Origin of the sequence: Streptomyces sp. NPDC048389 (assembly GCF_040706335.1) — a bacterium.
Lineage (GTDB): Bacteria > Actinomycetota > Actinomycetes > Streptomycetales > Streptomycetaceae > Streptomyces.
Genome location: NZ_JBEZKP010000009.1, coordinates 1 through 24,212, shown reverse-complemented (window position 1 = coordinate 24,212; position 24,212 = coordinate 1). Strand labels below are relative to the sequence as shown.

Annotated in this window: 20 protein-coding genes; 10 read left to right on the top strand and 10 right to left on the bottom strand. The window is 73.4% G+C overall.

The annotated features are described in order from the left end of the window. Positions 1–125 precede the first annotated feature (125 nt). Both AB0903_RS09335 and AB0903_RS09330 read left to right on the top strand, forming a co-directional pair. A complete protein-coding gene (locus tag AB0903_RS09335) occupies positions 126–818 on the top strand; it encodes a metal-dependent transcriptional regulator (RefSeq protein WP_366700643.1) in 693 nt (230 codons plus the stop codon). An 849-nt stretch (positions 819–1,667) separates the two neighbouring features. Next, positions 1,668–2,531: an alpha/beta hydrolase gene (locus tag AB0903_RS09330; RefSeq protein WP_366700641.1), complete on the top strand. Its 864-nt coding sequence runs from the start codon at positions 1,668–1,670 to the stop codon at positions 2,529–2,531. A gap of 72 nt (positions 2,532–2,603) precedes the next feature. On the opposite strand, the gene AB0903_RS09325 is transcribed toward AB0903_RS09330, so the two are convergent. The 4 genes from AB0903_RS09325 to AB0903_RS09310 form a co-directional block, all read right to left on the bottom strand. Continuing rightward, positions 2,604–3,509, bottom strand: coding sequence for a hypothetical protein (locus AB0903_RS09325; RefSeq protein ID WP_366700639.1), 906 nt, complete (start codon positions 3,507–3,509; stop codon positions 2,604–2,606). Between the two features lie 46 nt (positions 3,510–3,555). Beyond that, entirely contained in the window at positions 3,556–5,112 is a 1,557-nt protein-coding gene (locus tag AB0903_RS09320) for a transporter (protein WP_366700887.1), read from the bottom strand. A gap of 44 nt (positions 5,113–5,156) precedes the next feature. Then, positions 5,157–5,969 (bottom strand): ABC transporter ATP-binding protein, encoded by an 813-nt coding sequence (locus tag AB0903_RS09315; protein ID WP_366700637.1) that lies wholly within the window; start codon positions 5,967–5,969, stop codon positions 5,157–5,159. 192 nt (positions 5,970–6,161) lie between these two features. Then, positions 6,162–6,827 (bottom strand): bifunctional DNA primase/polymerase, encoded by a 666-nt coding sequence (locus tag AB0903_RS09310; protein ID WP_366700635.1) that lies wholly within the window; start codon positions 6,825–6,827, stop codon positions 6,162–6,164. A 287-nt stretch (positions 6,828–7,114) separates the two neighbouring features. Between AB0903_RS09310 and AB0903_RS09305 the strand changes: the two genes are divergently transcribed. Continuing rightward, positions 7,115–8,500, top strand: coding sequence for a transcriptional regulator (locus AB0903_RS09305; protein ID WP_366700633.1), 1,386 nt, complete (start codon positions 7,115–7,117; stop codon positions 8,498–8,500). Between the two features lie 181 nt (positions 8,501–8,681). After that, positions 8,682–10,520 carry a hypothetical protein gene (locus AB0903_RS09300; protein WP_366700631.1) on the top strand — a complete coding sequence of 613 codons (1,839 nt, stop codon included), beginning with the start codon at positions 8,682–8,684 and terminating at the stop codon, positions 10,518–10,520. 76 nt (positions 10,521–10,596) lie between these two features. On the opposite strand, the gene AB0903_RS09295 is transcribed toward AB0903_RS09300, so the two are convergent. After that, positions 10,597–11,910 (bottom strand): ABC transporter substrate-binding protein, encoded by a 1,314-nt coding sequence (locus AB0903_RS09295; protein ID WP_366700629.1) that lies wholly within the window; start codon positions 11,908–11,910, stop codon positions 10,597–10,599. Between the two features lie 172 nt (positions 11,911–12,082). Between AB0903_RS09295 and AB0903_RS09290 the strand changes: the two genes are divergently transcribed. Both AB0903_RS09290 and purU read left to right on the top strand, forming a co-directional pair. Then, entirely contained in the window at positions 12,083–12,529 is a 447-nt protein-coding gene (locus AB0903_RS09290) for a hypothetical protein (protein WP_366700885.1), read from the top strand. A gap of 45 nt (positions 12,530–12,574) precedes the next feature. Beyond that, positions 12,575–13,426 (top strand): formyltetrahydrofolate deformylase, encoded by an 852-nt coding sequence (gene purU / locus AB0903_RS09285; protein ID WP_366700627.1) that lies wholly within the window; start codon positions 12,575–12,577, stop codon positions 13,424–13,426. A gap of 30 nt (positions 13,427–13,456) precedes the next feature. Here the strand turns inward: purU and AB0903_RS09280 are convergent, their stop codons facing one another. Genes AB0903_RS09280 through AB0903_RS09270 form a run of 3 tightly spaced genes read right to left on the bottom strand, consistent with a single transcriptional unit; the run spans position 13,457 to position 19,629 of the window. Then, entirely contained in the window at positions 13,457–14,752 is a 1,296-nt protein-coding gene (locus tag AB0903_RS09280; RefSeq protein ID WP_366700625.1) for an extracellular solute-binding protein, read from the bottom strand. A 7-nt stretch (positions 14,753–14,759) separates the two neighbouring features. After that, positions 14,760–15,881 (bottom strand): hypothetical protein, encoded by a 1,122-nt coding sequence (locus tag AB0903_RS09275; RefSeq protein WP_366700623.1) that lies wholly within the window; start codon positions 15,879–15,881, stop codon positions 14,760–14,762. Between the two features lie 25 nt (positions 15,882–15,906). Then, entirely contained in the window at positions 15,907–19,629 is a 3,723-nt protein-coding gene (locus tag AB0903_RS09270; protein ID WP_366700621.1) for a tetratricopeptide repeat protein, read from the bottom strand. 35 nt (positions 19,630–19,664) lie between these two features. Between AB0903_RS09270 and AB0903_RS09265 the strand changes: the two genes are divergently transcribed. Then, entirely contained in the window at positions 19,665–19,970 is a 306-nt protein-coding gene (locus AB0903_RS09265) for a trypco2 family protein (RefSeq protein ID WP_366700619.1), read from the top strand. Positions 19,971–20,024: 54 nt separating this feature from the next. Then, positions 20,025–20,282: a hypothetical protein gene (locus tag AB0903_RS09260; protein WP_366700617.1), complete on the top strand. Its 258-nt coding sequence runs from the start codon at positions 20,025–20,027 to the stop codon at positions 20,280–20,282. A 24-nt stretch (positions 20,283–20,306) separates the two neighbouring features. On the opposite strand, the gene AB0903_RS09255 is transcribed toward AB0903_RS09260, so the two are convergent. Both AB0903_RS09255 and AB0903_RS09250 read right to left on the bottom strand, forming a co-directional pair. Next, positions 20,307–21,782: a zf-HC2 domain-containing protein gene (locus tag AB0903_RS09255; RefSeq protein ID WP_366700615.1), complete on the bottom strand. Its 1,476-nt coding sequence runs from the start codon at positions 21,780–21,782 to the stop codon at positions 20,307–20,309. Further along, positions 21,779–22,360 (bottom strand): sigma-70 family RNA polymerase sigma factor, encoded by a 582-nt coding sequence (locus AB0903_RS09250; protein ID WP_366700613.1) that lies wholly within the window; start codon positions 22,358–22,360, stop codon positions 21,779–21,781. The genes AB0903_RS09255 and AB0903_RS09250 overlap by 4 nt, the downstream gene beginning before the upstream one ends. A 284-nt stretch (positions 22,361–22,644) precedes the next feature. Here AB0903_RS09250 and AB0903_RS09245 point away from each other — a divergent pair, with 284 nt between their 5' ends. Next, positions 22,645–23,019, top strand: a complete 375-nt coding sequence (locus AB0903_RS09245) for an STAS domain-containing protein (protein WP_366700611.1) — start codon at positions 22,645–22,647, stop codon at positions 23,017–23,019. A gap of 180 nt (positions 23,020–23,199) precedes the next feature. Next, entirely contained in the window at positions 23,200–23,715 is a 516-nt protein-coding gene (locus AB0903_RS09240; RefSeq protein ID WP_366700609.1) for an EF-hand domain-containing protein, read from the top strand. Positions 23,716–24,212: the final 497 nt, after the last annotated feature.

Here is a 24,212-nt window from a genome sequence, read left to right as displayed (position 1 = left end):
GGTCTGGACCATTGAGCTGTCAATACGGTCCGGACCGTGCGCGCACGGTTGTCGGCGGGATGCGCAAGAATTGGGGACGGGGCCAGCGGACGACTGATTTCAAGTCACAGCATCGAGGGGCACGTATGTCCGGACTGATCGACACGACGGAGATGTATCTCCGCACCATCCTCGAGCTCGAGGAGGAGGGTGTGGTTCCCATGCGGGCCCGAATCGCGGAGCGGCTCGACCAGAGCGGCCCGACGGTCAGCCAGACCGTGGCGCGGATGGAGCGCGACGGCCTGGTGACGGTGGCGGGTGACCGGCACCTGGAGCTGACCGGCGAAGGACGCCAGCTGGCCACACGCGTGATGCGCAAGCACCGGCTCGCCGAGTGTCTGCTCGTCGACGTCATCGGGCTGGAGTGGGAGCAGGTCCACGCAGAGGCGTGCCGCTGGGAGCACGTGATGAGCGAGGCGGTGGAGCGCCGGGTGCTGGAGCTGTTGCGCCATCCGACGGAGTCGCCGTACGGGAACCCGATCCCCGGTCTCGAAGAGCTGGGCGAGAAGGCCGAGGCCGACCCGTTCCTGGACGACAGCATGGTCTCCCTGGCCGAGCTGGACCCGGGCGCGGACGGCAAGACGGTGGTCGTGCGGCGGATCGGTGAGCCGATCCAGACCGACGCGCAGCTGATGTACACGCTGCGGCGGGCGGGCGTGCAGCCCGGTTCCGTGGTGAGCGTGACGGAGTCCGCGGGCGGAGTGCTCGTGGGCAGCAGCGGCGAGGCGGCGGAGCTGGGGACCGAGGTGGCGTCGCACGTCTTCGTGGCGAAGCGCTGACGCCGGCGCCGGCTCAAGGGCCGCGTCTTCCGGCCGCACCGGCCCCGCCCCTCCCCGAGGGTGCGGGGCCGGTGCCGTTCCCGCTCCCCGTCCCGGTTCCGTGCCCGTTCCTGTTGACGGTCCTTGTGCCGAGTCCGTTCCGGCTGCCGTTGCGGTCCCTTTCGGGTCGGTGCCGACCTGTTCCGTCGCCGTTCCGGTCCTGTTCGGCGCGCGTTCCCGGTGCGGCGCGTTCCGGACCGTGTTCGGTGCCGCGTTACGGGCATGCGGAACCGCTTTCCGTCCGGAATGGCAGCGGCCGGGCGAATCGCGTGCCACTCTGTGGCTGAGGCATATGGCCACGGCCCGGGGGTGGGGACCCCACCGAGGGCAGGGGAGGGAATCACGGTGATGCGCCCGTCGTACGCCCCGCGTGTGAACCGGCGCCCGGGCCGGTCCGGCAGCTCCTGCGAGAGCGCGTGGGAACGCCGGTACGGAAGCGGACACGGGCGCCGACACGGTCCTCTCTGTCCCGCGTCCTGTCCCGCGTCGCTCCGGTTGGTAGGTATGGCCCCCCGGACGCGAAGGAGTCCCGGCGCCCGAAGGCGCCGGGACCTGTCCTCCCCTGTGCTGACCCGGAGCCCCGAGCTCCCAGGGTCGATCCCCACGGGCCTGTTTCCCCGAGCGGCCCGCCTCCCGCAGAAGATCTCCCCTCGGTGGCGCCGGTCAACCCCTGTCAGGGGTCACTCGAACGAGGGGTGTTGCGTGGCAGAACCGCGTTCTCGAATACAAGTTCGATAGTCTGGCAGGGTTCGACACGGGGCTCGCGACGAGCCAGTCCGACTCGGGGGAGAAGTGGGGGTGCCAGGACCGATGGTGCGACGCATCGACGTGACCGGAACAGGTGGCGTACGCCTGGCTGCCTGGGAGTTCGCGGACCCGCCCAAGGGCCGCGGCGAGGGCGAGCACGCCCCGGGGGTCTTATTGCTCCACGGCCTGATGGGCCGTGCCTCCCACTGGGCGTCCACCGCCCGGTGGCTCAGTGAGCGCCATCGCGCGGTGGCGCTCGACCAGCGGGGCCACGGCCGGAGCGACAAGCCGGCGGACGGGCCGTACACCCGCGAGGCGTACGTGGCGGACGCCGAGGCGGCGGTCGAGCAACTCGGCCTCGCGCCGGTGACGCTGATCGGCCACGCGATGGGCGCCCTCACCGCGTGGCAACTGGCCGCGAAGCGACCCGACCTGGTCCAGGCGCTGATCATCTGCGACATGCGGGCCTCGGCGCTCGGTGCCGCGACGCAGCGGGAGTGGGAGGCATGGTTCCGCTCCTGGCCCGTACCCTTCGCCACCCTGGCGGACGTCCGCAAGTGGTTCGGCGAGGACGACCCCCGGGTCGAGCGGCCGAACCCGGCCCGCGGCGAGTTCTTCGCCGAGATCATGGCGGAGCGGGCGGACGGCTGGCGCCCGGTGTTCTCCCGCCGCCAGATGCTCGTGTCGCGTGAGACCTGGGTCCACGACGCCCACTGGGAGGAGCTCGCCCAGGTCCGCTGCCCCACCCTGGTCGTCCGCGGCCTCGACGGCGAACTGGGCCGGGCCGAGGCCCAGGAGATGGTCCGTGTGCTGCCCCGCGGCCAGTACGGCGAGGTGTCCGACGCCGGCCACCTGGTTCACTACGACTGCCCGTCCGGCTGGCGCACGGCGATCGAGCCTTTCCTGGAGGGGGTGTTGACACCATGACGTCGCCCGCCCGCCGGCGTCTGCGAGCGTATTCCGCGGGCAGGGCCTCCCGGCAGCGGGCCCGCGGGGGCCTCAGCCGAGCGGCTCGCGGGTCTCCTCGCGCACCTTCGCCGTGGTCTCCGCCGCGGCCGCCAGGTCGATCTTCTCCGGGGACTGCGTCGCGCCGGCGGCCGTGATCACGCTCACCGACGCGTTCGTGTTGTCGTCGGCCCAGGCGCAGATGGGGAGCGGGGTGGTGCCGCCGCCGTCCTGGGCCATGGTCACGACCTGACAGGTGATCGTGACCTCGGAGCCTGCCGGGGTGAAGTCCTTCGCCGGTACGGAGAGCGTGGCGCCCTCGGCCGTGGCGGCGCCGTCGAGGATCTTCTCGCGGGCCGTGGCAGGGTCCTTGATCCGCCCGTGCATACCGGAGATGACGAGGACGCCGCCCTCTGACACGGACGTGTACTGGGCCACCGTGGCCTGCGGGTCCCGGATGGTGGACTCGTCGACGGGGGAGGACTCGAGTTGCTCCTGCCGCCGGGCGGACTGGTCGTCGGCGAGCTCGTACGTACCGTCGAGCAGCGTCTTCGGCGCCGTCAGTCCGTACTCGGCCGCCGGGAAGCCGCTGCCGCCGCCCGCCCGGTCCGAGCGCAGATCGACGTTGTTGCCGAACCAGGCGAAGAGCAGGATCAACGGCACCGCCCCGAGCGACAGGCCGATGATCAGCCCCGTGCGGCTCTTCTTCGGCGGCACGGGAGGCGGACCGTACGGCGACGGCCCGCCCCATCCGTTTGCCGCCGGGTGCGGTTGCTGCCCGTAAGCGGGCTGCGGATGACCGGCCTGCGGGTGACCGGCCTGCTGCGGATACTGCGCGTACCCCGGTTGCTGCGGGTACTGCGCGTACCCAGGTTGCTGCGGATACGGCTGCTGCTGCGGGTACTGCGTCCGGCCGTAGGGATTCGGCTGCTGCCCGTACGGATTCTGCGGTGTCGACATGGGCATGACGCTACTTCAGCGCCGGTGCACCTCCCCGCCTGCCCCGTCACCCCTTGCTGACCGCCGTCAGGATCTCCGGCAGGCGCCTCGCCGTCTGCGGTGCCGCGAACCGGACGCCCGCCCATGCGAGCAGCGCGCCGTAGGCCGTGCCTACGGGGAGCAGCAGCCACCGGGTTCCGGTGTCCGGCCCGGCGGAGGCGCTCAGCAGGATCGTGAGGATGATCACCGGGGCGCACAGCAGAGCCGCCGCGACCATGCCGCCGAGGATCGACAGCCATGCGAGACCGGCCTGCCCCGGTGCCACGTTCTTGTACGCGCTGTCCTGCGGGATCGAGTAGGGGAAGCGGGCCGACGACAGCGCGCCCGTCGCCAGCATCGCGCCGAGCAGGGCGAACGACAGGCCCAGCACCTCCGGAAGATCGTGCCACCGGCCGAGCGTCGCGGCGGTGAGCACCGACACCAGCGCCATGTACGGGACGGTGATGACGAGCATGGCCATGGCGCGCGCCCGTAGTTCCTCGTACGCGTCGCGCGTGGAGGAGATCGTCAGGGACACCATCCAGAAGGCCGAGGTGTCCTGGCCGAACTGGTTGTACATCAGGAAGCCGAGCATTCCGGCGGCGAAGCACGCGAAATAGATCGAGCCGGTGCCCTGCAGCGCGTTGAAGATCGGCACGATCAGGCCGATCGCCAGGGACGACACCCAGGCGCCCTTCGTCTTGGGGTCGCGCCAGATGTAGAGGAAGTAGCGCTGCATCACCGTCCCCGTGCGGCCCGCAGGCAGCATCCCGTGCAGCCGGCCCGAGGCCGAGGGCTTGCGGGTCGGCTCCGACGCCGCGGCGAGCGTCGAACCGTCCGGGGCCGTCATCAGCTTCGTCAGGCTCTGCCGCCACCACCGCAGCAGCAGTGCCAGCGCCAGGCCCGACAGGGCGAGTTGGGCCAGTGCCGTGCCGTACGCGCCGTCGCTCGCGGAGTCCACGGCGCCGATCGCGGACGCCGGCGGGATCCACCGTACGACCGCCGCCGCCGGGTCCAGCGCGGCGAGGCCGCCCGCGTCACCGAGGCGCTGCACGCCGAAGTTCACGAACTGGATGCCCACCGCGATCAGCAGGCCGCTGAGCACCGCCAGGTCGCGGCCCCTGCGGGAGGTGAGCAGCCTGATGTTGGCGGCCGCGACGGTGCGGGCCAGCGCCAGGCAGACCAGCAGCGTGAGCGGCACGGCGGCGACGGACACGAGCAGGGCGGCGACGCCGTGCGAGAGCGCGACGGCGGAACCCACGACCACGCAGAGGGTGAACAGCGGGCCGATGCCGACCAGCGACGCGACGAGCAGCGCGGTCACCAGCGGCGCCGGGCGCAGCGGCAGCATGACCAGGCGCGTCGGGTCCAGTGTCTCGTCGCCGCTCGGGAAGAACAGGGGCAGCACCGCCCAGCCGAGCGCCAGCAGGCCCGTGAGAAGCACGACGAGCGACATCGCGTGCTCGTTGCCGCGCAGCACCACCAGACCCAGCAGCAGGAACGCGGAGACCAGCAGCACCAGCACCAAGGAGGTCACGAACACGGCGGTACGGGTCGACGACTGCCGCAGCCCGTTGCGCAGCATCGACAGCTTCAGCCGTACGAAGACGGAGGTCAGGGACGCCGTGTTCACCGGGCACCGCCACCGAGCCAGTCCAGCGACTCCCCGGTGTCCCGGCCCTGCGCGCCGACCAGTTCCAGGAACGCGGCCTGGAGCGACGGCGCGTCGCCGCGGACCTCGGCCAGCGGGCCCTGCGCGCGGATCGTGCCCGCGGCCATCACCGCGACCCAGTCGCACAGCGACTCCACCAGCTCCATCACATGGCTGGAGAAGACGACGGTCGCCCCGGAGGAGGTGTACCGCTCGAGCACCCCGCGAATCGTCTGCGCGGACACCGGGTCCACGCCCTCGAACGGCTCGTCCAGGAAGAGCACTTCCGGGTTGTGCAGCAGCGCGGCGGCCAGACCGATCTTCTTGCGCATACCGGTCGAGTAGTCGACGACCAGTTTGTGCTGCGCCCCCGCGAGGTCCAGTACGTCCAGCAGCTGTCCGGCCCGCTTGTCGACCTCGTCGCCCGGCAGGCCGCGCAACCGGCCGTTGTAGGAGAGCAGTTCACGCCCCGACAGCCGTTCGAAGAGCCGCAGCCCCTCCGGCAGCACACCGATCCGCGACTTGACCTCCACGGGGTCGCGCCATACGTCGTGCCCGGCGACCAGCACCCGGCCCTGGTCGGGTCGGAGCAGGCCGGTCACCATCGACAGGGTGGTCGTCTTGCCCGCGCCGTTCGGCCCGACGAGGCCGATGAAGCTGCCCGCGGGCAGTGCCAGATCGATCCCGGCGACGGCGATCTGCTCGCCGAACCGCTTCCACAGCCCCTCGACGTGTACGGCGGGCGGCGCCGTACGCGCTCCGCCCGCCTGGTCGACCGTCCCGTTCGGCATGTGTCCTCGCGCCTTTCGAAGTCCCCGTGGGTGCCGTGCGGCACCGATGTCCGGGTCCACCCTACGGACGCGTTCGAATTGTGGCGCCGGCGAATACGGCACCGCCCCCAGGCGTGGGCCTGCCCGCCGGTGATCACGCGGCTCCTGCCCGCCGGTGCTTGGGCTCCGGTGCCTGCTCGCCGGGGCTCCGTGCTAACCCTCGCGCACCCGCGCAGCAGCCGCTTCCCTGGCACACGCGTACGCGAGCGGGCTGATCAACTCGTCGGCGTCCGGGAGCCAGCGGTTGGCGGGGGTGGGGCGGCGGGCCCATTGCACGGCGCCGTGGCCGCCGATCCTCGTCGGCGGGGCGGCGACGTAGTGGCCCTCGCCGCGTGCGATCAGATCGAGGGAACTCGGGGCCCAGCCCAGCTTCCTGATCAGGTCGGGGGCCTTGAGGGCGGCGCCCGGCAGCACGAAGAAGAGCATCCGGCGGTCCGGGGTGCAGGTCACCGGACCGAGCGGGAGGTCCATCCGTTCCATACGGGCCAGGGCCAGGAAACCGGCCGACTCCGAGACCTCGATGGCGTCGAAGGTGCGGCCGGTCGGCAACAGGATCGAGGCCGTCGGCTGCTTCGACCACAGCCGCCGTGCGGCATTCGCGCTGCCGGTCGCCTGGTTCGCCCAGTCCGGCCGGGACGCGTGGGCGCCCGGCAGGGGGCAGCCGAGGTCGCCGCACGAGCAGCGCTGCTTCCCCTCGACCGCCTCCAGCCAGGTGCCGGGGAACACGTCCCAGTGCCGCTCTTCCGCGTACCGCACGGCGTTGTCCAGTAGCTGCTCGCCTCGCTGCTGGGGGATCTGTGCGGCTTCGGTGACTCCCATGGTCTCTTCCACGACACACTCAACTACCGCCGCAACCTCGGGTTACGGGGCGTGATGCGGTGGGGGGTGGAGCATCGATCCCGCACGTGGGGCGCACGGGTGCATGCCCGGGGGCGCGCACGGGCCGCGGGCCGCGGGGGCGGGTAGGCAGTGCGGGACGCCCGCGGACGGGGAAGCGACGGGGGCACGCGGCGGCAAAAGGAATCAACCCGACCAATTCTGCATTCTCCGAATACCAGCCGGGCATTGATCAACGCATTGATCAACGCGGCACCAGGGGGTAGTTCATGGCAGCCAGGCCGCTCGCCGTCCGCCAGCCGAACGAACGACTGCAGGCACTCATCCAGGAAGCCGGATGCTCGAACGCCGGGCTGGCCCGGCGGGTCAACGTGGTCGGCACGGAGCGCGGCCTCGACCTGCGCTACGACAAGACCTCCGTGGCCCGCTGGCTGCGCGGCCAGCAGCCGCGCGGCCGGGCGCCGGGCATCATCGCGGAGGCGCTGGGCCGCAAACTCGGCCGCACCGTCACGATCGACGAGATCGGCATGGCCAACGGGAAGAACCTCGCCACCGGCGTCGGCCTGCAGTTCTCACAGACGGTCCCCGGCGCGATCGAGCAGGTCTGCGAACTGTGGCGCAGCGACGTCGGCCGCCGCGACTTCCTGTCCGGCTCCGCGGTAGCCGCCTCCGCCCTCGTCGAACCGAGCCGCGACTGGCTGATCACCGGCGCGGACGCGCAGGTGGCGCGGCACGCCGGGGCGCGGGTCGGGCCCCCGGACGTCGCGGCGGTCCGCTCGATGACCGCGGCGCTGACCGATATGGACCACCGCTTCGGGAGCGGCCATGTGCGGCCCGTCGTCGTCCACTATCTGAACAGCGTGGTCTCCGGGCTGCTGTCCGGCTCGTACCGGGAGGCCGTGGGCCGGGACCTGTTCGCCGCCGTGGCGCGGCTGACCGAGCTCGCCGGCTACATGGCGGTGGACACCGGCCAGCCGGGGCTCGCCCAGCGCTACTACATCCAGGCGCTGCGCCTCGCCCAGGCCGCAGGAGACCGGGCGTACGGCGGCTACGTGCTGGCCGCCTCCATGAGCCACCTGGCCGCCGAGTTGGGCAACCCGCGGGAGATCGCCCAACTCGCCAGGGCCGCCCAGGAAGGCGCCCGGGGGCGGGTCACCCCCCGGGCGCAGGCCATGTTCCTCGCGGCGGAGGCACGCGGCCACGCCCTGCTGGGGGACGGCCGCACCTGCGACGAGGTGGCGGCCAGGGCGCTCGCCGCACTGGAGCGGGCCGAGCCGGACACGGGGGACGACCCGGACTGGATCGCCCACTTCGACGGGGCCTACCTCGCCGACGAACTGGCCCACTGCTACCGAGACCTCGGCCGCGCGGAGACCGCTGCGCGGTACGCGGTGGACGCGCTGGAGGCCCTGCCCGAGTCCCGGGTCCGCCGCCGGGCGATCGGCCTGGTCCTGCTGGCGTCGGCGCAGGTGCAGCAGCGCGAGGTGGAGCAGGCGTGCCACACCGGCACGCGGGCGGTGGAACTGCTGGACACACTGCGCTCCAGCAGGGGCGCGGAGTACCTCGACGGCCTTCAACTGCGGCTGGAGCCGCACGCGCAGGAGCCCTCCGTCCGGGAGTTCGCGGCGCGGCTCGAACTGCGTGCGGCGGCCTGACCGCCGGCCGCGTACGCGGCCGGAGCCGTCGGGGGAGGCAGTGGCACAAGGGCTTTCCACCGGACGGCTGCGGCGAGTTGTGTCCCCGTCGTGTCACCGCTCCGGCACGTGTGTGCGGACCGCTGTGGGCACCCGGTAGCGTGAGCCGACGATCGAAGCAGGTCCACACGTAGGAGTCCCGGTGACGCACAGCGGACAGGGTGACGAGCAGCGGCCGCCGGCCGCGCGGCCCGCGCACGAAGGCGTCGTGCTGCCCGCCGACGGAAGCGACCCCCTCATACCGGGCACCCCGGGCGTGCAGCCCGCTCCTGCGGGTGGACAGCCGTGGGGCGCGCCGTGGGGTCCTCAGCCGCCGCCGCAGCCGCCGCAGCCGCCGCAGGCGGCACCCGGGTACGGCTACCCCGGCCCGCCGCCCGCGCAGGGCGGCGCCGAGGCACCACAGGGCCACGGCCACCCCGGCGCTCCGGCGCAGGCCGCCGGCTACGGATACCCGGGCGGCCCGGCGCAGGCCGGTGGCTACGGTTACCCGGGCGGCCCGGCGCAGGCCGCCGGCTACGGTTACCCGGGCGGCCCGGCGCAGGCCGGTGGCTACGGCTACCCCGCACAGCCGGACCCCTATGCCGCGCAGCAGCAGCCCGCGCCCGCCGGGTACGCCCCGCACGGCGGCCACGCCGCCCCGCAGCCCGGCGCCCAGTCGCCGCACGCGTCCCAGGACCTTGCCACGCAGGGCGGATACGGGCCGGGAGCGCCGCACGGTGCGGTCGCCCAGGGTCAGTTCGCGTCCCCCGCCCCGCCGCCGCAGGAGGGGTACCCGCAGGCCGCGCAGTACGGCGCCGCTCCGCACGGGCAGTACCCGGCGACGGGTGCGCCCACCGGCGGGCTTCCGCCCCAGGCGGTTCCCCAGGCGGTTCCCCAGGCGGCGCCACAGGCGGCGAACGCCCCGGCCGGCGCCGCGCCCATGGCCGACGCCGACGCCACGCAGTACATCGCGCCCGTCGGGCCCGGTGCGCTGCCGCCCGAGATGCCCGCGGAGTCGACGACCTTCCTCGGTACGGGGCGACTCGACGCCCGCGGGCCGCAGAGCCCGCAGAGCCCGCAGAGCGCCCCCCAGGGCACCGAAGCGGACGCCACGCAGTACATCGCGCCCGTGCCGTCCGCCCCCGCCGGGGTGCCGTTCGGTGTGCGGCCCGGGGCTCCCGGGGACCGCCGGCCGCCCGCCGAGTTCGACAGCCTCTTCCGCTCGGAGGGCCCCGGCGCCGCCGAACCGGCCGACGCCACCCAGCAGATGCCCCGCTTCGAGGAGCCGCCGCCCGCCCACCGGCAGGCGGCCCGGCCGCCGCACCAGCCGCCGGGCCGGTACGAGCCGCAGTACGACCCCGAGCCGCGCCGCCGGTCCGCCGCGCCGGTGGTCGCCGCGCTCGTCATCGGGTGTGCCGTGCTCGGACTCGGCGTCGGCGCCGTGATGTTCGGCGGCGAGGGCGACAAGGAGCCCACCCCCGACAAGATTGTCGCGGCCGAGTCCCCGACGCCCGGCGAGGCGAGCCCCTCTCCTTCGGCCGCCGATCCGGCCGAGCCGCAGGCCAAGGAGCTCGACAAGCTCCTCGCGGACAGCAACAACAGCCGCGACGCGGTCGTGCGCTCGGTGCAGAACATCAAGGTGTGCAAGAACCTGGACCAGGCCGCCGCGGATCTGAAGGGCGCCGCGCAGCAACGGCGCGAGCTGGTGACCCGGCTGAGCGGCCTGTCGGTGGACAAGCTGCCTGACAACGCCGCGCTGACCGCGTCGCTGACCAAGGCGTGGCAGGCGTCGGCGGCGGCCGACGACCACTACGCGGCGTGGGCGGGGCAGGTCAAGGGCAAGAAGGGCTGCAAGGGCGGCAAGGCGCGCGTCACCAGGCAGACGGCCATGGGCAACACGGCGAGCGGTGAGGCGACGACGGCCAAGACCGAGGCGTCGAAGCTGTGGAACTCGATCGCCCGCACGTACGGCCTCACCGAGCGCAGCAGCCGTCAGCTCTGAGACGAACGGAGCGCCCCCGGCCGGAGACTTCCGGACCGGGGGCGGCGGCAGGCCGGGGCCGTCGGGCCTCGCCGGGCTACGACGCCTCCAGCAGCGTCGGACCGACGTCCACGAACTCCTGGCGCTGCGTCACCAGGCGCCCGTCACGCACCACTTGGAACGTCACGCTGCTGTTGACCATCCGGGGGTAGCGGGCGGCGCCGAGCATGTCCTCGTAACCCCATCGCAGGTCCGGTGTCAGACCGTCGGTCGACACCTTCAGCCCCTGGTCCAGGGCGTGCGAGATCTTGCCGGGGGTGATGCTGCCGCTGTCGATCGCCCGGACGACCCGGTCCAGGACGGTGTACGCGATCCATGTCGTCTGCACGCCGGCGTCCGACGGGTCCAGATCGTTGTCGCCGAAGGCGTGGGTGCGGATGACGTCGCGCATCCGGTCCCAGCGGGCGTCGGCCGCGTCCGGGTACCAGCCCGTGACGTAGGCGCCCTCGTAGAGGCCGTTGCGGCCGCCGGTGCTGTCGATGAGGGGCTGGCCGACGCTGCCCATGACCGACGAGATCCGGATGTCCCGGCCGTCGTCCGGCAGCCGCCGGTACGAGTCGAAGAAGGTCTCCGTACGGTCGCCGAGCGCGGCCGTGACGCAGCCCGGCCGGCCGCCGTCGGTTCCGTCCTCGGTCCGGGCCGCGTCCGCCGCCCGCTCGCGTGCCCGCCGTGCCTCGTCGGAGTAGCCGGTGGCGTTGTCGGCGGCGAGGATGTCCGCAGAACCGCGTGCCTTGCTGCGGGCCAGGCCGGCGTTGAGGAGGTCGGGCAGGTCGTCGCCGGCGAGGCTGTCCGGCCGTACCAGCGCGACCTTGTCGCAGACGTCCGCCAGCTGCTCGCCGTTCCCGGCGAGCAGGGCGGCCTGGCCGCCGTTGACCGGGTAGGACAGGTAGCTGGTGAACTCCTCGTCGGAGATGCCGAATCCGCCGATGAAGGGGATGCCCGCCGCCTCCAGCGGCGCCATGAAGGCGTCGCCGTACTGGCTGTAGGAGCCGACCACCGCGACGGCGCCCTTGTCGACGGCCTGGCGGGCGCATGTCGCCGCACCCTTGGGGGTGTTCTGCTCGTTGCAGGTGATGACGCGCAGCTCGTGGCCGTCGATGCCGCCTCGGGCCGCTGCCCAGCGGGCGTATGCCTCGGCCATCGCCGGCATGCCGGGCATGTTGGTCGCTGCGGTGTTCTGCGGGGCGAAGGTCATGACGGTGACGGGTTCCCTGGAGCCCCCCGGGCCTCCAGGGAGTACGCCACATCCGGCGATGAGCGACGCCCCGGCCGCCACCGCCGCCGTACACGCCGTACGGACTGAGAAGGTCTTGAAGGGGCGAGGGGAGGAGGAGCGTCGCCTACCGGTCATGACTGTGCACGCTTCCGCCCCCAGGTAACGGCACAGTGAGCATGGTGCAACGCTGGGTGACGGCGAGATGAATTACCGGGGTGGGTCCGGTTGATCGAAAGGGGAACGTACGATCGAAGGCGTGCAGCAAGGTTCGGACAACCCTTCCCGTCGCGGCCGTCGCTCGTCCACCATGGGCGGCATGCCGCTCAACGACATGCCCTGGTGGCGCTGGCGCAGCAACGTGCGTTCGGCGCTGCACATGCTTTCCGACCCCGTGTTCCACCAGGAGTGCTGGCTGGCCGGGCGCGAGGGATACGGTGACGTCACGGATGCCGTGTACCGCCTGGTCGAGGACACCTGGCTGGACAACTGGTCCGCCGAGAAATACGTCGGGACGATCTTCCGGGACGCCGACGAGGCCGCCCTCGTGGACGTCGCCGTGCTCCGTGTGCTGCGGATCATGCACCAGATAGGCGCGGACGCCCCGGTCTCCGCGTATCTGGAGCACCCCGGCTGGCCGGAGGCCGTACGGGCGGCGCGCGACGCCCACGTCCGGATGGCCACGAGCGACGGGGAGGACCCCGACACCCCGCCGCGCTCCATCGACGTGCTGCGGACCATGACGCGGTCCGCCTGACGGACGTGTGCCGGGCCCGCCCGCGGGATGTGGCAGGCTACGAGGATGACCGACCAGTACGTCCTGACGCTCTCCTGCCCGGACAAACAGGGCATCGTGCACGCCGTGTCGAGCTACCTGTTCATCACCGGCTGCAACATCGAGGACAGCCGCCAGTTCGGTGACAGGGACACCGGTCTGTTCTTCATGCGGGTCCACTTCTCCGCGGAGGCCCCCGTCACGGTGGACAAGCTGCGGGCCAGCTTCGCCGCCGTCGGCGACTCCTTCCAGATGGACTGGCAGATCCATCACGCCGAGGAGCGGATGCGGATCATCCTGATGGTCAGCAAGTTCGGGCACTGCCTGAACGACCTGCTCTTCCGGTCACGCACCGGCGCCCTGCCCGTCGAGATCGCGGCCGTCGTGTCCAACCACACGGACTTCGCGGAACTCGTCTCCTCGTACGACATTCCGTTCCACCACATTCCGGTCACCAAGGACACCAAGGCGGCGGCCGAGGCCCGGCTGCTGGAGCTGGTGCACGACGAGAACGCGGAGCTGGTCGTCCTCGCCCGCTACATGCAGGTGCTCTCCGACGACCTCTGCAAGCAGCTCAGCGGCCGGATCATCAACATCCACCACTCCTTCCTGCCGAGCTTCAAGGGCGCCAAGCCGTACCACCAGGCGCACGCCCGCGGCGTGAAGCTGATCGGCGCGACCGCGCACTACGTGACGGCCGACCTCGACGAGGGCCCGATCATCGAGCAGGAGGTCGAGCGGGTCGGCCACGAGGTCACGCCCGAGCAACTGGTGGCGGTCGGCCGCGACGTGGAGTGCCAGGCGCTGGCGCGCGCGGTGAAGTGGCACGCGGAGCACCGCATCCTGCTCAACGGCCGCCGTACGGTCGTCTTCGCCTGACGCGCCGCCGTTCCCGGCAGGCAGGCGCCTCTACTCGGCGACCGGGTTGTCGCACAGGTCGTCCAGCACGAACGTCCTCTCCTGGATCTGCAGCAGCCGCTCCGCCTCCAGCTGCCCGAGCAGACGGTCCAGCAGCGCCTCGTCACGCGGGTCGCCCACGAACTCCAGCACCGCCCGGTGGAACGCGTCGCGCAGCGTCGGCGGCATCGCGTCCGAGGCGTCGAAGCAGATCCGGCCGGCCGTGTCGAACAGCCGCTGCACCGCCGCGGTGGCCCCCGACGCCGGTACGGCGGACACCGCGTGGCCGGGGAAGAACGGCCGCTCACCGGGGAGCGCCGCGTCCGCCCAGTTCCTGCGGGCCTCCTGGGAGGTGAGCCGGTCGAGCAGGTCCCACGCCGCGGCGCTCTCCCGGAACACCGCGGCCATGTCGCCGGACACCTCGAAGGCGTTCTCGCCGCCCTCCGCCGGCGTCCGCACCCCGTCCAGATAGCGGGCCGTCGGCGTCGGCCGCACGTCGTCGCCGTAGTGCCTGCGGATGAACGAGCCCTGGTGCTCGTGGGTGCAGTCGCCGCGGTTCAGCAGCCCGAGACGGCCGTCGTCGAGCAGCTGGAAGTCCGCCAGCTCCTGCGCGCCCGGCGTGCGGCCGCCCGCGGTGAGCATCCGCCCCCACTCCTCCCACAGCGTGCGCGTCTCCTCCCACGGCATACGCCCCGTCGCCCAGTCCTCGTACGCGGCCGCGCTCTTTCGCTGCAGGATCAGGTCCTCCAGCCAGTCGGTGCCCGGCCACCCGGAGGTCGCGCCGGATCCGAGGCCCACGCACCACACGGGCTCGGTGTCCGCCACGTCCGCCCGGCTCCACACCAGCGACTTGAGATCCACCCGGATCGGCGCCCAGTAGGCGCGGGCCCGAGCCTCGCCGTCCGCCCCCTGGACCGTGACCGTCGGCGCCCACGGCGGAACGGCCGCGCCCACCACCCGTTCCGGCAGCGGACGCAGGTCACCGGCCCGCGCGTACTCCGCGAGTTCACCGGGGCTGTTGAGGATCGCCACGTCCGGCGGCGCACCCGCCTGGAGCTGGGCGACGAGAGTCTCACGCAGCGAACGGGTGCCCCTGTAGACGTAACGGTGACCGGTCTGCCGCCCGATGGCGTCCAGCGCGTCGACGAACGCCGCCTCCTCCCCGTCCGTCCACGGACCGAGCACGACCAGCGTGCGCTCCCCGGGCCGACCGCCGCAGCCGGCCGCCGCCGACGCCACGGCGATCAGGCACCCCGCCAGCAGCACCCGCAGACCTCTGCGTCTGCCGCGTCCCCTGCGTCTCGTCACGAGTCCCTCACGCCTCCGTGTACTTCCGTCTCCGTGCGGTGCGCGCGGCCGGATACGGCCTGCCGTAGAGGTAGAGCGTCACCCCGCAGGCCAGCGCGCCGACCCCGGCGGCCGGTACGACGATCCCCGCCGTGAGCGCCCATCCGTCCGGGTCCGCCTCGCTGATCCGGTCGTACGCCGTGTCCGTCGCCTTCTCGATCGCCCGCGGCGCGGCCCGGACCGCGCCGACGTCCGCCAGGCCGGCCACAGCCGTACGCGCGCCCCGCTGCCCGCCCTGCTCCTGCGCCCCGCCGACGGCCAGCAGCACCGGCGTGAGCAGCACCGGCAGCGCGCCGACCGCCAACTGCACACTCACCAGCCGCAGCCGGTCCCGCAGGAACACCGCCGTGCCGACGGTCAGGAAACCGAACAGCGCGGTCGTCAGAGCGGCGGCCGCGGCGGCGGTGAGCGTCAACGGGCTCCAGGCCGCCAGGTCGGCCGTCTCCTGCCGCAACTGGCTCTCCAGCCCCTCGATCCGGTCCAGCACGGCGGTCGGCTCCTGCTCCCGTCCGCTCGTGCCCGTGTCCGTGTCCGAGGGGCCGTCGAGCAGGTCGGCCGCGTACGCGACACCGGCCTCGCGCAGCACGTCGCTGGCCCGGTTGCGGTCCGCCCAGGCGATCTTGTCCCCGTACGCGACGACCAGCCCGGACACCACCCGCAGCTCCTGTTCCTGCCCCCGGCTCAGGGCGCCCGTCAGGGCGACCCGGTTGAGGCTCTGCGACGCCTCCGTCAACCGGGAGCGGTACGTCTCACCCAACTCGACCTGTCCCGCCTGCGCGGCCGTCAGCAGCCGCAACTCGGCCTGCGCCTGCGCCAGTCCCAACGCCGTCCGCGCGTGCGCCAGCCCCTCGAGGGCCGGAACGCAGCGGTGGCGCAGCCGCTCGGAGCGGTCGTGCACGTCGGCGTACGCGGTGGCGCACAGGGAGAGCGCGACGAACGCGAGAGCGGGCAGCACGAGCATGCGGCGCCGCAGGAACGCGGCCGTCGGCCGCCGGCCTCGCGGGCCGCGGCCGACGGCTCGCGCCCACAGCTCGGGGCCCGCCGCGGCCACCCGCCGCCCCAGCGCCATGACCCACTCCTCGCCTCTCATCCGACCCCCTCCCCGCCGCAGGCGGTCATCGGCGGGAGGCGGGCCGCAACCGCCACGGCCACGCCGCGCCACCCGTCCGCGGCCTGGCGTGCCGCAGGCCCAACGGCCGCGTGCTGTACGCCTTGTCCAGCAGCGCCTCCGCCAGCGCCGCGCCCTCCGCGCGGTCCGTGCGCGGCACCTGCTTCGCCAGTTGACGACAACTCGTCGACAACTGCTCGCGCAGTTCCCGTTCGGACGACGGCACCGGCACCGCCGCCGGCAGCGCGGCGCGCAGCCGCCCGAGCACGTCGGGGCCCTGCGCCCGTACCAGCTCCAGCAGTTGCTCCTGCAGCTCCGCGGTGAGCCGTTCCTGTGCCTGCCGGTCCGTCAGCCCCTCGTGGCCGGCCAGCCGGTGCAGCGCCGCGTGGGCGCGGATCGCGGAGGCCACCGTGGGCGTGCCGGCGTGGATGCGGACCATCGCCGTACGCGCGGCCGTGCGGTGCCGGGAGTCCGGCGGGACGCCGTCGAGGGAGGCCAGAGCCCGGTCCGGGCTGTGCCGGGCGAGATGGATACGGGCCAGTCCGAAGGCGGCCGCACCCAGGGCATGGTTGCGCCGCCACACCGCGTCGTAGAAGAGCATGGCCTGCTCCTCGTGCGCCTCTCTCGCCGCCGGAGCCCCGGGCTCGCCGGCCCGTTCGCCGGTCCGCCACTCGTCGGCGAGCTTCTCGTGGCAGTAGCCGAGCGCCAGCTTGGGCGCGTACTCGCCGGGTATCGCCGAGTACACCGCGTCGAAGCGGTGCAGGGCCGGGTGCAGCCGGCCGTGCGCCAGCCGGGTCAGGCCCTGGTGCCAGTCGAGACGCCAGTCGTAGCCGGACCGGTCGCCGAGCAGCCGCCCGGCCCGCTCCAGTTCCACCGCGGCGGTCACCAGTTCCTTGTCGCGGCCGTGGCGGCGGGTGCCGGCGAGCTCCAGGTGGAGCCGGCAGCGCAGCAGATGCAGCTCGGGCGACGGCAGCCACTCGTCGCTGAGCTGCAGCAGACCGGCCGGGTCGTCGTGCGAGGTGCGCTGCAGCTCCTTCCAGTTGGGGTCCTGCACGTCGGCCTTGGGCACGGGCAGGGCCACGGCCGCCTCCGCCGGTTCCGGGACATGCGCGCCGAGCCGGTCGGCCGGGCCGTCCGCCCGCCAGCGCTCGAGCGGCGGGGGTCTGCCCAGCCGGCCGTCGAGCGCGATCGCGGCGGAGTCGAAGAGCGGGGACGGCGCGAACGTCTCCTCGTCCAGTCGCAGCGACCGCAGTTCGCGCAGCACACCGCGGAGCTGGACGGCCATCTCCCGCGCGGAGGCGTAGCGCTGCCGCGGGTCGGTGGCCGTGGCGCGGGCCAGTGCCCGGCGCAGCGATTCGGTACCGAGGTCGGACGGCGGCGACGGGTCCTTGGCGAGCAGCTCCCCGAGGACCGCGCCCACCGTGTACAGGTCGCCCGCGGTGGTCATGCCGCCGGTGGGCCCGCTCTCGGGCGGCCGGTGGCTGACCGGTCCCGGCGCGCCGGGCTCGCGGACGCCCGCGACGTCGATGAGCTTGATGCCGGTGCCGCAGTGGAGCACGTTGGTCAGCGACAGGTCGCCGTAGACGAGTTTCTCCTCCCGGTGCAGATGGTCGAACGCCTCGAGGACCAGCAGACCGTACGCGACGATGAACTCCCGTACCCGCGGCCCCGCGAACGGCTCGACCCCTCGCGCGATCCTGGACGCCACCCACGACAGAGGCGCCCCGTCGGCGAACTCCATCACGATGAACTCGGCCGCCGTCGGCTCGTGGCGCGCGTAGTTCACCACCCGGATGACCGAGGGGTGGTTGAGGCTGACGAGCCGCAGCCGTTCCTGGTGGGCCTGGAGGACGGCGGCCGGATCGCCCGGGTCGAGGATGCCCTTGAGGGCGACGGGCCGGTTCTCCAGGAGCAGGTCGCGGGCGAGATACACCTTGCCGTGGCCGCCCTGGCCGATGGGCCCCACCACCTCGTACTGCTGGTGCAGCCGCTCGCCGCCCGCCAGCCGGTCCCCGGCCTGCTCGGTGACCAGGGCCTCCGGGTCGCGCACGGCGACGGAGGGCAGGTCGGTCAGCCCGTCGCCCGGCGGCCCGACGACGAACTCACGGGGTCCGGAGGGACCGTGCAGCTCCTGCTCCGCGGTCTCCGCCTCCAGCAGCGCGGCCTCGATGGCGACGGCGCAGCGGAACAGGGCGTGCGGCTGGTCCTGGGAGCTGTTCAAGGGGCCGTCGGGGCCGAGCTGTTCGAGGGTTCGTCGAAGCCGTGGCGCGAGAGCGGCGGGCCGCCGGCCGGAAAGCCCGTGCAGCCGCTGCTCGGTCTCGGCGAGCCGGCTCACCCGGATGCCCAGTCGCTCGATGCGGCGGGCGGCCCAGTCGGCGCCGAGGAGCTCGGCGCGCACCCGGGCGAGGAGCGGCGAGCGCGGGTCGCTGAAGACGAGCAGCAGCCGGCTCTGGCCGCGGGCGAGGAGCGCGGCGAGGAGCCGCAGCATCTCGTCGTCGGTGGAGGCCGACCGGTCGACGGACAGGAAGGCCGCGCTCAGCGGCGGGCTCTGCGCCGCGATCCGGGCGAGCAGGTCGCGGTCGGGCCGGGCGCCGTCGTCGGGCACGCCCGTACGGGCGCCGGGCGCATGCGCAGTGCCGTCGGTGTCGTCCGAGTCGTCGGGCAGTGGGTCCAGGCCGATCCGGTCCGCCGTGTCCCCGGCCAGCTCCGCCACGGTCCGATTCGTCACGTCGACCGCGATGTCGATGGTGCCCGCCCGCGGTTCGCCCGCCCCGTCCGCCCCGTCCGCCGCGCTCGTCCCGCTCGTCCGGGACCGAGGCTCCCCGGGCGGGCTCTGCTCGCGGTCGGCGAGGGTGAGCACCGACCTGACCGTGTGCAGCAGGTCGTGCTCGCCCTCCCCGGCGAACACGGGCTCCACCGGATCGGTGTCCGGCGCGCCGTCGAGCCACCGGGTCAGCCGCCGGTGCAGTCCGGGTACGCGCCCGGAGGCGGTCCTGTCGTGGGCGACCGCGACATCGTGCGAGACGGCCGGCTTGCCCGTGACCGTCAGCCCCAGCCGCTCCAGCGGCAGATGCTTCAGCACCGTCTCGGTCGGGATCATGTACGCGTGGTCCCGCCGCACCCGCGCCTGCGGGGTGCCGAACTGGTGCGCCACGATGCCGATGACGCGCCGCGTGCGGCTGTGCACCACCGCGCATCCGCTGTACCCGCGGCGCACCACGTAGGGCGCGTTCAGCGCGTCGAGCTGCACCCACTCCGGCGTCGGGGCCGGACCGCCGCGGCCCATCAGCCGGGCGTCCAGATGCTCGCCGCCGGGCAGGTCCTCCGGATAACCGGTGAAGTGGACCATGTCGCCGCGTGCCGGGATCTGCCGGTGCAGGACGGCATGAGGGACCGCCGGTTCGTGGTCCAGTTTGAGCAGCGCCAGATCGCCGCCGTACTGGCCCGTCGGCATGACGAGGTACTCCCTCAGCAGCCGGGCGCGCAGCGGCTGCGCCGCGTCGACCGCGGGCATGCGCGGCACGTCGGCGTACACCTCCTCCAGCGGGGAGCGCACACCGGCGGAGTCGGGGCGGAGAAGGACCACATGCGCGCAGGTGAGCACCAGTCCGCCGGGGAGCAGCACACCGGCACCGAGCGGCCTGCCCGTCCGGTCCGGGCCCCGCAGCAGACGTACCCGCCAACCTTCCTCCTGGGCAGAGTAGTTGGATGCGCGAAGCGGCTCCCTCATACTGCTCACGATAACTACGCGAGACGGGGTGCGCGATGGCTGAGCGTGACGAAACCGCGGTCGTGGGACTGGCCGAGGTGATCGGGCAGGTGCGGGACGAGCTGGAGCGCGCCCAACAGGCCGGTGAGGACAGGGATCTGCGGTTCCGCGTGGAGAGCGTGCACCTCGAGTTCGCGGTGCAGGTGCGGCGGGAGGGCAGCGGACGGGCCGAGTTGCGGATCGGCGTGCTGACGGCCGGCGGCGGCGCCACCGCTGCGCGCGACACCACGCACACCATCCAGATCGAGCTGAAGCCGCACGGCCCGGACGGCAACCCGAACCTCAGCGTCGGCGGCGAGTGACGCCCGTGCCGCGCCGGCGGGCGCGGGTCAGCCGCCGACCGGCGACTCGCCCACGTGCGTACGGGCGTGGAGGACCACGCGCCCCGTACGGTGCGCGCCGACCAGGACCGGCCGCGGCACCGTCCCGTGCTGATCGCGGCCGTGCCGCGGGTGCCCGCCGGATGCCTGGGAGCGCAGATCGCGGAGGGCGCGCGGCACGTCCTGCGCAACCCCGAGCCGAGTGCCCCCGCCTTCCTGCCGGTCTTCCTCTCACCGGTCCGCCGACGCCGGGAACCGCCCTCGCAGCGCATGCCCGGGGCCGGCACCGCCTGAGCCCCTTCCCTCCGGCGACGGCCGTTACAGGCGGCTCAGGGCGGCGACCGCGAACAGCACGTCGCGGATCGCCTCCCGGTCGCCGTCCTGACCCGCGGCGGCGTCCTCCGGGGAGACGTGCCCGGCCACCAGCTTGCAGAACTCGACCCCGTCCAACGCCACTTGGGCGACCGACTTGTCCGGGCAGCCGACGGCGGCCGGCGAGTCCAGGGCGATGTACCAGCTGCCGCCGCCGGAGCCCTCGACCTCAAGATGGAGCGAGCGTCCGGGCGAGCCCGCCGCGACCAGATGGCGCGGCGGCCCCGCGAGCCCCGCGCGCCTGCGCTCCGCGAGAGCCGCCGGCAGCAGTCGGGCCGCCAGGTCGATCATGCGGTTGAGGTGGGCGCCGCTCGGCGGCGCGTACGGATAGTCCACGGCCTCGGCGATGTCGTCCGCGTGGATCCAGCACTCGAAAGCCCGGTCGAGCAGCGCGTCACGCAGCGGCATCGCGAACGCCCCGTAGGACACGGACGTGTCGGCGAGACCCCCGCCCGCGAAGGACACCGTGCGGATGAGCGTGTGGCTCTGGTCGCGCCACGGCTCACGGATCGCGCCGGTGGGAGGGAGCTCCGCGGTGTCCCAGAACAACTCGGTACGCGCCGTCGGCGGCAGCGGCGCGTGCGGGCCCAGCGGGTCGTCGAGCCCGAGCGCACCGGCGACCAGGCCGTCGACGGTCAGCAGATGCGCGATGACACCGGCCACGGTCGTACGGCGGCTCACCTGCCCTTTGCCGTCGAACCACTTGAGCCGCACCGGCGCGTGCCACTCCGCCTCGCCGATGTCCTGAAGCAGCGCGTCGAGCCTGGCGGTCTCCGCATCGTACGGATCGGCCCACGCGGGCACCGGGATACGGGCAGGCCGCCGGCCCAGGCAGTTCTCCAGCACCCGGAACCGCAGCATCGGGTCGAGGTCCAGATCGCGATCCGTGTGCAGCAGCCCGACGGCGTCCCGCAGCCGCAGGGCCTCGTCGGCGCAGGGGGCGCAGTCGCCGAGATGCTCCTCGACGGCCGCGGTCTCCTCGGCGGAGCACGCGGCAAGCGCCCAGGCGCCGAGAAGCGACTTCAGCACCTTGTGGGACGGGACGGCGGCCGCGCCGCCCGCCCCCGGCCGGGGTGTCTCGGCGTGGTGTGTCGCGGGCCGGTGTGTGCCGGCGTCGTCCGCCTCTGCCGGGCACGGTCCGTGCGGTGCCGTGCCCTCGGTGCCCTCGGTGCCCTCGGTGCCCTCGGTGCCCTCGGTGCCCTGGGTGCAGTCGTCCGGTGCGGCCTCGGGCACGGACGTCGTTCCGTTCGTCGTCTCGGGCGGCCCCGCCGTCTTCGGCGGGGCCGGCTCCTTCGGGCGGTACGCGTCCGGATGGAGGTCGTCCGCGGCCGCGCGCGGGGACGGTATGCGCGGCACACCGCGTAGCTCCTCCCCGTCGTGCTCGCGGCCGTCGTCACCGCCGCTGTCCAGGGGCCCGTTCACAGGGCGCGCCCGTAGCCGGGTGGGGACGAGCCCTCGAGGGCGCGGGTGTTCGCCGTCGACAGCAGTTGCAGCCCCAGGCGCAGCCGCCGCCTCGCCTCGTCCTCCGTGACGCCGAGGTCGGCCGCGGTCTGGCGGTAGTCCCTGCGTTGGAAGTACGCCAGCTCCAGCGCGGCCCGCAGCGGCGCCGGCATGGACGTCACGATGTAGTCGGCGCGGGCCGCGACGGCCGCCCTGCGTACCTTCTGCTCCAACTCCTCCGTCGTGCCCGCGCCGCCCTCCGCGAGTGCCGCGGACTCGCTCTGGCGCAGCCGGTGCACGGCCTGTTTGTTGGTGAGCCTCGCCACCCAGGACCGCATGGAACCCTGCTTGGGGTCGTACGCGTCCGGGTTTTCCCACAGGTACCCGAACACCTCGCGGGTGACCTGGTCGGCGGCCTCCTCGTCCTCGAGCACGCGGTGGGCCTGGCTGTGAACGAGTGCGGCGAACCTGTCGTACAGCTCACCGAGCGCCGCGGCCTCGCCACGCGCCAGCCGCTGCTGCATCCTGCGGTCCCAACGCTGTGGTGCGTCCTTAGCCATGCGGCCCCCAAGCTGCTGCTCTGCCCCTGCTGCCTCTGCCCCTGCCCTCGTCCGTGTCGCTCATTCGAATGTAGTGCGCCGGGCGGACAATGCGCGTCCCTTTGTGGCAAACCGTGCTCCCCCGGAGCTCCGGGATGATAAGGGCCAGGACGGGTGGGAACCTCCCGCGGGAGTCGCTGCAACACTCCGTGACGAATGTCGCGTTTCAGTGAAGGCCGGTCGGGAAGCGGCAGTGGAAGGGCAGCTTCCGGCCTTCTGCGGCCGGCATGAGGAGGGGTCCAGACGTGATGCTCGATGTGGCCGAGACCCGGCAGGGCTCGTGGACCGTGCTGCATGTGCGCGGAGAGCTCGACCTCGTGTCGTCGCCGGTGGTGCGCCAGCGGGTGCACGACGCGGTCGCGGCGGGTCACCACGATGTCGTGCTCGACCTCTCCGAGGTGTTCTTCTGCGACTCCAGCGGTGTCGGCGTGCTGATCGCCGCACGGCGTCTGATGCGCTCGTGCCGGGGCAGGCTGCGGCTGATCCTGCCGGCCCGCGGCGCGGAGGACGGCTCGCACGTCAACCGGGTCCTGGCCGCTCTCGGTGTGCGCCGGCTCTTCGAGGTCTACGCGGACACGGATTCGGCCACCGACGACGGAGCGCAGCCACTCACGGCGTGACGCCCCGATGCCCCGGCCACCGACCCGGACACCCGTCAACTCCACGCGCCCTCACGCCCCGTGTGCGCGCCCCCGTACGCCCCGCTGCACACCCGTCATCTGCCCTTCGCCCCGATGTCGCCACCGTGCAATCGCCCGGCCGCGTATCCACCCCGGCTCCCGGGGCCTTACGCTCCCCGCATGGACAGCGCAGAGTACGAGCGGAAGATCGCGTCCCGCTTCGCCGCTTTCGATCAGGACGGCAATGGCTACATCGACCGTGAGGACTTCAGCTCGGCCGCGGCCAGGCTGCTCGCCGAGTTCTCCGTGACCGCACGCTCCGACAAGGGGCAGGATCTGTACAGCGGTGCGGAGGCGTTCTGGCAGGGTATGGCCGGCATCGCCGACGTGGACGGCGACCAGCGGGTGAGCCGTGGGGAGTTCGTGACGAGCGCGGTCAAGAGACTGCGCGACAACCCGAAGCGGTTCGGTGAGATCGCCCGCCCCTTCGTGCACGCCGTGATGAGGCTCGCCGACGTGGACGACCAGGGCGTGACCCCGGCGGCCGTGGAGCGTGTGCTGCGCGCGCTGGGCGTCGACGAGAGTGTCGCGGTGGCGGCCGGGGCGGCGCTGGACACGGACGGCGACGGCCGGATCGGCGAGGAGGACGTCCTGGCCGCGTTCGCGTCGTATTACGTCACCCCCGAGCCGGCGTAACCGCTCCCTCCGGGCCGGCCCGGCAGGCGGGTCCGTCGTCCCCGGGGCGGGTCCGGTGGGCGGGTGCGCCGCGCCCGTGCGGGGCGTGGTCTTGTGGGGCGGGTCCGTCGTCCCGGGGGCGTGGCTGCGGTCGGGTTGGTGCGGTCGGTGGGTGCGTGGCGCCCCTGTGGGGCGTGGCTGCGGTCGGGCTGTGCCGGTGGGCGGGTGCGTGGGGCCCCTGGTGGGCGTGACCGCGGGGCTGGTCCGGTGGGCGGGTGCGTGGCGCCCCTGTGGGCGTGACCGCGGGGCTGTGCCGGTGGGTGGGTGTGCTGCGCCCGGGCCGGGGCTGTGGTGGCTGTGTTGGTGGTGGGTGGCGGGGGGCGGGGTCTCCGGAGGGGGGTGTCCGGAATGGCTTTCCTCACCGCGCTGCGCGCGAGTTGCGACGCTTTACTTCCGGACACCCCCCACCCCAAAAACCCGGCCCCCCCCCCACACCGGGGGGCCCGCCCCCGGCGGGG